Consider the following 11340-nt stretch of genomic DNA (forward strand, 5'->3'; position numbering starts at 1 on the left):
TTAGGTCAACACAGGCGGTGCATGCGATCGGTTTCTTTGGCTAGCAGATAGTAAAACGTCACTCGGCATTTGAATTGATCGCCTTGCATGATTTGGCAGACCTTTTGGATCGCGGCATCAGCTTCGTCCGCATCCAAATCCAAATTGATGTTGCAATATCCGTCACGAATTGCCTTGAGTTCATTCGGGTCCGTCGCGGCCACGTTCGCTCCATCGCGTGACTCCAGCGCGATTCCCAAATGGCCGACAAGCGAATCGACCGCATCCTCCACCGGCGACTCGACGTACTTCTTCACGTTCTCGAGATAGTTGGTCATCTTCAAGGCTCCTATCAACCTGGCAAACGTTGGCGCGACACGACGGCTGCCGAGGCTGCCTGTGTGCCTGCGACGGACCGTCCGACGTGGTGTATGACTATAACGCGCGTCGCAGCAGCGGTGGGGTGTCTCCGGGGTCCGGATGCAGGACCAGCGGAGCCCGTGTTCGACATGCCCGGCTGAGCGGCTAATCGTTTTTGCCCGAATGTCCTGCAGCGGTTGCGCGTCGCACCAGATGTCTCGCCGCCAGTGACAGCGGAACGACGTCACGCGGGGCTCTGGGTCCAGTACCGAAAAGCTCGCATCGTTTGCCGCGCGGCTTCATGAGGATCGGGCCAGGGGAATGCTTCGGCGCACAAGTAGCCGCTGTAGTCGATCGATCGGAGCGCACGCATGATCGGGGCAAAATCGAAATGCCCACCGCCGACCGGCCGGCGATTGCTGTCGACAAAGTGGATGTGTCCCACCAGGTCGCCACCCGCCCGCAACGCCCCCGCGATGTCAACTTCTTCGATTCCCATGTGGAATAGGTCGCACAGCAATTTCACATTGTCGGTGGACAGTGAACGCAATAACTTCACACCGTCAGCGACCGTGCAGCACTGGTTGGTCTCGTATCGATTCAGCGGTTCGTAGATCAACGGCACGTTGTACTGTGCCGCGTGCGAGCCACCGTCCTCCAAGGCCTCGGCCAAGTATCCCAGTGCGGTTTCCGAATTGACATTTCCGTCACTCCGGCCCTGCATGGAACCGATGATCGCCATCGCCCCAAACTGGCCGGCGGCGTCAATGATCGTCCGCACGAACTGCTGCGCGTCACGTCGCTTTTGGGCATCCGGATCGGCCAGCTGCAATCGGTGTTTGACCCACCCGGCTCCGGTCCCCAAGGCCGCCAGCTTGACCCCGGCAGAATCCAACAGGTTTCCCAAAGAATCCAGATTCAGGGACTCCACCGAGGGAGCAAAGATTTCGACCGCGTCATAGCCGAGTTCTCCGGCAAAAGCGATGGATTTCTCCAGCCCGTCCCACAACACGAACGGACCGCCGCGGGCCTCTTGGACAAGTGAAAGGGTGATGCAGGACTTCATGAATTGATGGGGGTTTCGAGAGGCAAGCAAGAGATGACGAGACGACGACACGCTGACGCGAGGGCGCCCCGTCCATCATCCGTCGTTGTTCTCCGGGCGACCTTCGACGTACACCCAGTTGTGGATCGGCCGCAGGATCTCCTTGACTTCTTCGACCAGTTGATGATCCAGCGGTTGGTCCAGCCAATCACACCATTGATTGACACGGTCGGGGTTGGCCGAACCGACGACGCAACTGGCAAAGGCGTCGTTCGCGGCTGTGTACTGTAGCGCCAACTTGGCAATGTCGGTCCCCTTGTCCCGACAGTGAGCCGCCGCCTTGGCCGCCACTTCACGCACCGCTTCGGTCGACTTGTGCCAGGACGGCAGCGGGGCATTGGTCAACAGGCGGGCGGAAAAGGGCGCCGCATTGATGATCCCTACCCCTTTTTCGCGACAAGGCTCGATCAAGGCCAACGCCATGTCGTTCTGAAGCGTGTAGTGGTTGTAGGTCATTACCACGTCCAGATCCGTTTGCCGCAGCATCTCGTGAAAGATCTTCATCGGGTAACCGCTGACACCGATGAAACGGACCTTTCCCTTATCGACTTCCTTGCGAAGGGCGGGAAGCGTTTCCTGGACGATTTGTTCCAGGTCGACGAACTCGATGTCATGGCAGAAGACGATGTCCAGATGCTCGACCTGCATGCGTTCCAAAGAAATGTCCACGCTCTCACTGACACGTCGCGCCGAAAAGTCGAAGTGCTGGGGTGCGAAGCGTCCAAGCTTGGTGCTCAGCACGTAGGAATCGCGGGGAATCTCCGGCAACACGCGCCCCAGCATGATCTCGCTCATCCCCCGCCCGTAGTAGGCGGCCGTGTCGATGTAGTTCATGCCGCGGTCGAGTGCCGTCCGCACGCAACGCAACGCTTCGGGAACATCGATCGGACGAAACTCGGCACCAATCGAGGAAGCGCCGAAGCCCAACACCGAAAGTTCCAGTCCTGTCTTTCCGAGCGGTCGTTTCTTCATCACAAAAGGGTCTCGTCTCCGGGGAGGTCAAATTCGCCGCCAACCTACCACACCGCGACGTCGGTGACGCCGGGGCGCCGTCCCCGCGTGAGATCGATTCCCGGAAATGTGAGATCGGTTGCCAAAGCCCCCAGGCGGCACGACATCGGCACGGTTCCATGTTATTCTCTTGAGCTTTGAAACACGCCTCCGGGCTTCGTCCGCCCGACCGTCTTCCCACCAGCCTGCTCGCCAGACTGCCTCCCTTCACCCGGCACCGCAAAGCGTAACGATGACAAGTTCTCCCTGTCGTTGGGGAATCCTCAGTACGGCCCAGATCGCTCGCAAGAATTGGAAAGCCATCGCGTTGAGCGGAAACGGGATCGTGGGCGGCGTCTCCAGTCGCTCCGCCTCTCGAGCCGAACAATTCATTGACGACTGTCAGCGCGAAGTCCCCTTTGACGATCGCCCGCAAGCCTTTGAAGGGCACCAGGCGCTGCTGGAAAGTGACCAGATCGATGCCGTTTACGTGCCCCTGCCCACCGGGCTCCGCAAACCTTGGGTCTTGGCCGCCGCCGAAGCCGGAAAGCACGTGCTGATCGAAAAGCCGATCGCCGACAACGCCGCTGACGTCCGCGAAATGATCGACGCCTGCGAGCGGAACGGTGTGCAGTTCATGGACGGGGTGATGTTCGACCACGGTAAACGGATCGCGGAGGTCTGCCAACAAATCCGCAGCGGCATGCTGGGCAGGGTGCGGCGGATTCAGACCCATTTTTCGTTCACCGGCGATGAATCGTTCCACCAAGACAATATTCGCACCGATGCCACGCTGGAGCCTCACGGTTGCCTGGGCGACTTGGGCTGGTACTGCATCCGATTCATCCTGTGGGCCAACGACTTTGCCGAGCCTACCTCGGTCTCCGGTCAGATGCTCACGGCGCTGGAGCGTGATGGCGCCAAGACATCCGTTCCGGGCGAATTCCGGGGCGAACTGGCCTTCCAGGGCGGAATCACTGCCGGGTTCTATTGCACCTTCCTGTCGGCCAACCAGCAGTTGGCAACGGTCTCGGGCGAGGACGGCTACCTGACCCTGGACGATTTTGTGCTGCCCATGTACGACGGACACACCCGCTGGCAGGTGCACAAGCACGACCTTGCCATCGACAATTGCCGTTGGAATTTCCGCCGGGTCAGCGAGCACTTTGCGTGTGACGAATACCACAGCGGTGAAGCCAATTCGCAGGAAGTCGAAATGGTCCGGACGTTTGCCCGTCACGCGATCGACGGCCAACCCGACCCCGAGCTGGCCGCCCGCGCGCTGCTGACCCAGCGCGTGCTAGACGCTTGCCGCCGCAGTGCTGACCAGGACGGCACACCGGTTTCCCTGGATGACTGACGAATCCTCGACCGCACACTTCCCCTTGGCTTGCCGAATTGGCCCGACCGCTTTCCGTGTCTGACCGCCGACTGTGTCTGACCGCCGACGATTCTCGGGCACGATGATTCTCAGGCAGATGGGGCAGAGCAATGCTGCCGTGATCCGACACTCCCTTCCCCGCCTTCTCTTTCCTTCTGGCCCGAAAGACCCGCTATGACCATCGCCACTTTCTTACTGTTCACCGCCCTGGTGGCGTTCGCGACCTGGTGGGTGACGCGTGGGACAACCGACGATACGGACGAAGGTTACTTTCTGGCCGGACGTTCGCTGACGGGAGTGTTCATTGCCGGTTCGTTGCTGCTGACCAACCTCTCGACCGAACAATTGATCGGACTCAACGCCGCCGCCTTCAACGAAGGGTTATCGGTCATGGCGTGGGAAGTCGTCGCCGGCATTTCCCTGGTCGCGTTGGCGTTGGTTTTTCTGCCCCGGTATCTGAAGTCGGGGATCGCGACGATCCCCGAGTTTTTTGAGAGCCGCTACGGGTCCGGTGTCCGCACCTTGACCACGTTTCTGTTTGTCGTGGCGTACATGCTGATCCTGCTGCCGTTTGTGTTGTACCTGGGGGCCCGAGGCCTTTCACGGATGCTGGATCTGGAAACGCTGTTGGGATTGGACGAGCTGCAAACGATTTGGGCCGTGATCATTTTCATCGCCGCGGTCGGCTCCGCTTACGCCATTTGGGGTGGCTTGCGTGCCGTCGCGGTGTCCGACACGTTCAACGGAGCGGGCCTGCTGATCGGCGGCCTGCTGATCACCTTTTACGCACTGTCGGCGGTTGCCGGCGAAGGCGGCAGCCTGTTCTCGGCGCTAACCTTGATCGCTGACCATGACCCCGACGCATTTCAGTCGCTCGGGTCGATGGACGAAGACGTCTCCTGGCCGACGCTATTCAGCGGTGTGTTGTTGCTGAACTTCTTTTACTGGTCCAGCAACCAGCAGATTATCCAGCGGACGTTTGGCGCCAAGAATCTCGCTGAGGGACAAAAGGGGGTGCTGCTGGCCGCATTCTTCAAGATCCTTGCTCCGCTGATCCTGGTGCTGCCCGGGATCGCCGCCGCCTACCTGGCCGATACCGACCCGACCTTTTCCGAACGTGTCGGCGGGGCGGCCGACAATGCCTACGGGGCGTTGGTTGCAACCGTCCTGCCCAAGCCGCTGATCGGTTTCTTTGCCGCGGTCGTGGTGGGGTCGATCCTGTCCACTTTCAACTCGGTGCTCAACAGCAGCGCGACGCTGTTTTCGTTGGACGTCTACAAGAAGTTTTTGCGTCCGAACGCGAGCATGCATGAAGTCGTGATCACGGGCCGGATGTGCAGTCTGATAGTGGCGGTGTTCGCCGTGATCGCCGCCCCGAACTTCTTTTACGGCCGGGAAGCCATCTTCGGCTTCTTCCAGAAACTCAACGGCGTTTATTTCATCCCGATCCTGGCGATCATGATCGTGGGGCTGACCAACCGGATGGTCGACGGGATGTCGGCGCTGATCACCCTGGTGGTGGGGCTGATCGCGATGAGCATTGGCACCTTTCTCAGCGGCCAGACCGACACCGAACCGGGCTGGGTTGTGGAGACGTTCCATTCCCCCTACCACTTCATGGGGGTCGTGTTCATCGGATTGGTGATCCTTCAATTGGTACTGGGACAGATCGGATTGCGACGCAGTGAGCCCTACGTGCAGAAGGATGTGGGGGCGGTGGACCTGACGCCGTGGAAGGCGGCCCCGGTCGTCGGAGGGGGTCTGATCGCCTTCGCAATCTTCGTTTACGTCTACTTTGCCTTCTGAGATACCTTGCCTTCTGAGACACCGCGAATTCGGCCGCGATGCGGGCGAATGCCGGCCTCTGGCAAACTTTTCTTCTCATCTGGTTCCGGGGAATCGTCGCGATCGAGTTGCCGCGGGCGGCTGCGCTCTCGGACTCTTCACGCGATTTTTTTTGCGCGACAATCAAAACCGGCTACAATTCGGTCCGCGTGAACACGGAACTTGGACGTTCTGGAGTGGATTTTTTCGCGCCTAGCCGTTCGGGAAAGTTGGCCCCCAGACTTGTTCCCCTGTCTTCGCCAGGCTGCCGTCTTCGCCAGGCCGCCGCGGCGGTGGAGCGAACCTTGTCTTGGGCCGTTTCGACACGCGAGCGTGGACCGAATTGACGAGCAAGATTCGCTGTCAATCATTCGTTGTTTCCGGGTACGAGGAACCAATCTCCGCGTGCGAATATTGGAATCGCCGCGGCGTCATGCCCTGATGAACCGTTTCAGCTGCTGATAGAAAGAGTCTGAACGATGGATGCACCTCCCGAGAATTTCTCGGCCAACCCTTCGGACGAGACGAAGGTCCGCCCCCTGAAGAACGGGGAGACTCATCTTGCCAATGCGATTGAAGCGAACATGCAGCCTCCGTGGCAGGCGGGGGAAGTCCACGGCGATTTCTTGATCCGGGAACTGCTCGGGCGAGGCAAAGCGGGATTCGTCTACTCGGCCGACGACCTGGTGGCGCGGAGCCGCTGCGCGGTGAAAGTGCTGTGCCGGATGTCGTCCCACGATTTGTATCGAAACAAATTGGGTTTCCGCCGGATGTCCCCCTTCCGGCACCCCTGTTTGATGCGTACCGACCGGTTGGACAACATCGACGGCTACACCGTGCTCTCGATGGAAGAGATCACGGGAGACACGCTGTTTACGGCCGTCCGCCGCATGGCCGCGGGCGACCGGGCCGAAGCCTACAAATGGCTGGCCAATCTGTTGCACGACTACGCGGTCGGGCTGGCCGTGATGCATTTGGGCGGCGTGGTGCACCGCGATCTGAAGCCGACCAATTTGATGGTCCGCGATAACGGACACGGGGTGATTGTCGACTACGGTTTGGTTGCCAACTGTGATCCGGAGACCGATCCCTACGGGATTCGTCCTTACATTGCCGGGACGCCTCGTTACTTCTCTCCCGAAGCCCTGTGGGACCAGAGCTACACCCCGGCCGGCGACGTGTTCAGTCTCGGCTTGGTAATGCTGGACTGCCTGAACGAGATTTCCGGCTGCGACCTGTGGCTGCGTCAAAGCGACTTTGAGAACTGGATCCGGGACGAAGACGAACGGGTGATTTCCGACGCCGTTTCCGGCCTGCATGAAGAAATTCCGCCGGTGCTCCGAAACGCGGTGGCCGGCATGCTGTGTGCCGATCGAACCGAACGCCCGTCGTCACTGGACCTGGTTTCCATCACCAAGACCGACGATAACCCGATCCGTTTGATCACGGCCCAGCACGTGTTCGGACGCGAGAACGAATTGGAACAGATTCTGGAATGGGTCCGTGACATTTACCGCGGGGAAACGGGACGGTTGCACCTGTATGGGGAAGCCGGCGCCGGAAAAACGCGTGTCCTGGACGAAGTCGAACGTCAATTGCGACAGCACAACTGGGGCCAGGTGTATCGCGTCAAGTGTCGCTCGCGGGAAAACCATACCCTGCAGGTGATGGATCAGATCGCCGACCAGATCGCCGCCCGCTACACCCGCGGTGACCGTGACCTGCTGCGTCTTGACGCGGTCAGCCACACCATCCTGATCAAATCGTTTCCGCAGCTGCGTCATGTGCTGGTGGCGGATCTGAACGATTCCGCCGAACCGGTCGATTCGGCTCCCGAGCGTCTGGATGCCTTGGCCGCGGCCATGCGGCTTAGCCGGGAGCTTCGCAAGGTCGGCCCACTGATCATCATCATCGATGACGCCCAGTGGTCGGACCACGGCAGCAGCACCGTCTGGGACGAACTGCAGCAAGACACGGTGGGTTGCCTGGGCATCATCACGTCCTCGCGACAACCGGAAACCAATCAGCGTCAGGTCGCTCAGCATCGCATTCACCTGGGGCCGCTGCCCCAGGATGCGGCCTTGGCACTGCTGCAAAACGCGGCAACGCGGTGGAACACCAACATCAACCAACCGGGACTGCAGGAGTTGGTGGATGTCTCACGTGGCAACGCATTCCGCCTGGTCGAGCTGGCCGAAGAATTTCGCCCCGGTGGGACGCTGCATCAGGTCCAACAGTGCGAAGATGCATCGATCTCCAATCTGGGTGACGTCGATCGGCTGTGGAAGGTCCGGTTCGAACGGCTCAGCGAGAGAGCTCGCGCCTGCCTGGCATTCATCGTCACCGCCGATGCCCCGGTCTCGATTCAACAGCTTGAAGAATTGACCGGATGCTCCGAAGTCGACGCATCGGTCACCGAGCTGGTTCAACAACGCCTGATCAACGACGACGCAACCGGCCAGGAATGCATCACGGTGGTCCACGACAAGATCGCCGACGGCTTGATTGAAAACCTGGACGAAGACCAGGTCATCGACGCCCACTTGCGGTGGGCCGAACTGTTGACCAAACAGAACCGCCCCCGCGATTTTGCCGCCCGGATCGCCGGTCACTATTACACGGCCGGCCAGGACGGAGCGGCGTTGCCGTTCGCCATCACGGCTGCCGAGACCGCCGACCGCGCGTTCGCCAAGGCCGAAGCCGGGTACTGGCACGAGAAAGTGCTCAAACAGGTCGCCGGCGACGCCCGACACAAACACCTTCGCGATGCGGCGCGGTGCTATCACGAAGCCGACCTTCCCGAAAAGGCATCGGAACATTACCTACTGCTGGCCGGAGAAACGGTGACCCCGGCCGAGCGGATTCGCTTCCTGACGCTGGCCGTCCAACTGCTGGTCCGCAGCGGCCAGATGGATCGTGCTCGGCCACTGATCGCCGACCTGGGCCAACAAATCGGGGTCGATACCCGGTTTCGCATGCCCTGGCTTGCCATCGGAAACCGCAATCGCCTGTTCCAACTTGCCGACGAACTGTGCCAGTTGCCAGACGATCTGGATTTGACGGACGATCGCGACGCGAATGTCGCGGACTTCGATGACGATTGTTCCGCCGAGCAAGCGTTGGCCCGCTGCCGTCTGCATTTCTGCACGGCGATCAGCCGCCCGCTGACGATGCTGGATATTCGTTGCACCTTGCAACTGATCCTGGATGGTGGTGAGCAAGCCAATCGATCCGGGTCCATTGCCGATCGTGCACACTACGCGGCCATGGCAGGCGTCTGGTCGGCGATCACCAGCGGCAACCCCGCTCAGGTGCTGAAACAACGCCGCAAGACGCTGCACCGTCTGCAACAAACGCTGGTCGGCGCAGCCGCGCGCAAAGCGGCCGCCGAGGTTTGGGCGGGAATTGCACTGACCGACGCACTGATGATGCGTTGGAACATGGTCCCACGAGGCGTCGACGCCAGCATCCGCCACTACGTCTCCCAGTCACAACCGTTGCGGTTTGAAGTCTCCCATACGCGGTGGTTGCGGCTGTGGGCCGATTGGCATCTCGGACGCTGGGACCAGATGCGGGCGGTCGCCCATGACATGGTCGAAGACGCCATTCGCCGCAACGATGCCTACCAGCAATTGGTTGCGACAGCCGGATATGGCGGCAACGCCATGTTGTTGTCCGACTCCGTGCTCCAGCTGCAAGCGATCGGGCGTCAAAACAACCAAATGGTGACAGATTCGGGTGAAATCGAGTTGATCGATTTCTTCCGCTGGATGCAAAACGTCCAACTGGCGATCTACAACGGCGACTTCCAGTCCGCCGCCAACAAGGTGGTCAGCATGCGGCACGTGATGAAATCATCGTTGATTCGCCGCATCGACTTGGTCCAAGTGACGTTCGATTTTCTGGCCGGATTGGTCTCGCTTCACATTCGGCAAAATGACCTGATCCACACCTTCCCCGCCCTCAGCGACGCCACGGTCTCACTGAGCAGAGCGGTTTTCGCCCGCAACTGCATCCGCCGACTGCAGAGGCACCCGGGGAACTATCCGAAGATGCTGGGATCTCTGCTGGCCGGTATCCAACAACGAATCCTTGGCAATCGCCCCGCGGCGGAGGAAGCGTTTGGCCACGCTGCCAGACTGGCCGAAGCGGAAGACTTGACGCCGTACCGATTGGCGGCCCAAGACGCGCTCAGGAATCTAAGCAAAGACAGCAATGGCACGGATTCATTGCGTCAACTGATGATGGATTATCGAATTGAGTGTCCCGAAAAGCTCGAACGCCTCTACACGGTGCCTCCGCCGGCCGGCGAAACGCCGGGCGAAATCCAGTAACCGTCCCGCCGGCCGATCAGGCGAACAGCGATCGGATTGGTTGGCCCTGATCACAAATCGGCACCGGTCGGTCACCGTCCATCAGCGATTTGGTGTAGTCGATCCCCAACGCCGCAAAAATCGTGGCGAAGAAATCGGGAACGCCGACCGGATCGCTGACGATTTTCTTCGCCAGGTCGTCGGTTTGACCGTAGGCACCGCAGTGCTTCAACCCGCCGCCGGCCAGCACGCAGGTGAAAGCCGACCCCTGGTGGCCACGACCGCCACCGCTATCAAATTCCGGCGGCCGTCCGAACTCGGTGGTGATGACGATCACCGTCTTGTCCAACATCCCCGTCCGACGCAGATCATCGATCAGCGTGGCGACGGCGCTGTCCATTTCGCGAATCAGTTCGTGCTGATTGACAATGCCTTCGTTATGCACGTCCCAACCGGCGCCGTTCAGGAAGTTCAAGTTGTGCGAAACTTCCACAAATCGAACCCCTCGCTGAACCAGTCGTCGGCTGAGCAGGCAGCGTCGCCCAAATTCTCCGCCATATCGATTGAGCAATGCATCCGGTTCGCGATCCAGTTGAAACACCTGATTGAACTCGGGACCGCTAAGCCGAAGACTTTGCCGAATGGTATCGCGATAGTCCGCGCGGGTCGCTCCATTCGTTTCGCCTGCCATCGACAGCAACTGGGCGAGGTACTGCCCGCGGCGTGACTGGCGGTTTTGCGTGATTCCTTCCGGTCGCGACAACCCCGCCGGTCCCTCGTCGGTGCTGGTCAAGTACAGGTAGCCATCGCGGGATCCCAGGAAGCCTGGTCCCCGCGTGACATTCGGGTACCCGATCAACACGTAGGGAGGCACTTCCGGTGAAACCGCTCCGCGTTCGTGCGCAACAAGGGACCCCAGCGATGGATACGTCACGGTGCCGCTAATGTTGCGTCCGGTGTGCATTCGATTGGTCGCGGCGGCATGCTCGTCGATCACGTCGTGATGGACGGTGCGAACCGCAGTGACGTGCTCCATCTCTCTGGCAACGCCGGCCAAATGCTCACAGACCTGAACCCCGGGGACGGAGGTGTCGACCGCGTCGTAGTAGGCCCCCGGCTTCTTCGCCTTGGGATCGCCGCGGCGTTTCGGATCGAACGTGTCGATCTGTCCCATCCCGCCGCCCAGCCAGATGGAGATCACGTGCTCTGCCTGTCCCGAAATCAGTTCGCCCGACGACACTGCATCGGACGGTTTCCCGTCGGCCGGACCCGGCTGTTCGGCTCGAGCGGCGGAATTCTTCTCGGCTGCCGACGCGGGCAACGAAGCCGCCGAGGCAAGTGCCACTCCGGACGCGAGAATCCGACGTCGGTTCGGCAAGGGTGCATGG

Annotated in this window: 7 protein-coding genes; 3 read left to right on the top strand and 4 right to left on the bottom strand. The window is 60.5% G+C overall.

All coding sequences use genetic code 11. The annotated features are described in order from the left end of the window. Positions 1 to 5: 5 nt before the first annotated feature. The 3 genes from FYK55_RS08030 to FYK55_RS08040 all read right to left on the bottom strand — a co-directional run bounded on the left by FYK55_RS08030 (position 6) and on the right by FYK55_RS08040 (position 2416). Entirely contained in the window at positions 6 to 317 is a 312-nt protein-coding gene (locus tag FYK55_RS08030; RefSeq protein WP_235908519.1) for a DUF2853 family protein, read from the bottom strand. 266 nt (positions 318 to 583) lie between these two features. Beyond that, positions 584 to 1405, bottom strand: coding sequence for a sugar phosphate isomerase/epimerase family protein (locus FYK55_RS08035; protein ID WP_150075895.1), 822 nt, complete (start codon positions 1403 to 1405; stop codon positions 584 to 586). Positions 1406 to 1480: 75 nt separating this feature from the next. Then, positions 1481 to 2416, bottom strand: a complete 936-nt coding sequence (locus tag FYK55_RS08040; protein WP_150075896.1) for an aldo/keto reductase — start codon at positions 2414 to 2416, stop codon at positions 1481 to 1483. Positions 2417 to 2687: 271 nt separating this feature from the next. On the opposite strand from FYK55_RS08040, the gene FYK55_RS08045 reads away from it, so the two are divergent. The 3 genes from FYK55_RS08045 (at position 2688) to FYK55_RS08055 (ending at position 9973) form a co-directional block, all read left to right on the top strand. Beyond that, entirely contained in the window at positions 2688 to 3794 is a 1107-nt protein-coding gene (locus tag FYK55_RS08045) for a Gfo/Idh/MocA family protein (RefSeq protein ID WP_150075897.1), read from the top strand. Between the two features lie 195 nt (positions 3795 to 3989). Beyond that, positions 3990 to 5621, top strand: coding sequence for a solute:sodium symporter family transporter (locus FYK55_RS08050; protein ID WP_150075898.1), 1632 nt, complete (start codon positions 3990 to 3992; stop codon positions 5619 to 5621). A 497-nt stretch (positions 5622 to 6118) separates the two neighbouring features. After that, positions 6119 to 9973 (top strand): protein kinase domain-containing protein, encoded by a 3855-nt coding sequence (locus FYK55_RS08055; protein WP_150075899.1) that lies wholly within the window; start codon positions 6119 to 6121, stop codon positions 9971 to 9973. A gap of 16 nt (positions 9974 to 9989) precedes the next feature. On the opposite strand, the gene FYK55_RS08060 is transcribed toward FYK55_RS08055, so the two are convergent. Then, positions 9990 to 11330, bottom strand: coding sequence for a DUF1501 domain-containing protein (locus FYK55_RS08060; RefSeq protein ID WP_390621719.1), 1341 nt, complete (start codon positions 11328 to 11330; stop codon positions 9990 to 9992). Positions 11331 to 11340 lie beyond the last annotated feature (10 nt).

Source organism: Roseiconus nitratireducens (assembly GCF_008629675.1).
GTDB classification, from domain to species: Bacteria; Planctomycetota; Planctomycetia; order Pirellulales; family Pirellulaceae; genus Stieleria; species Stieleria nitratireducens.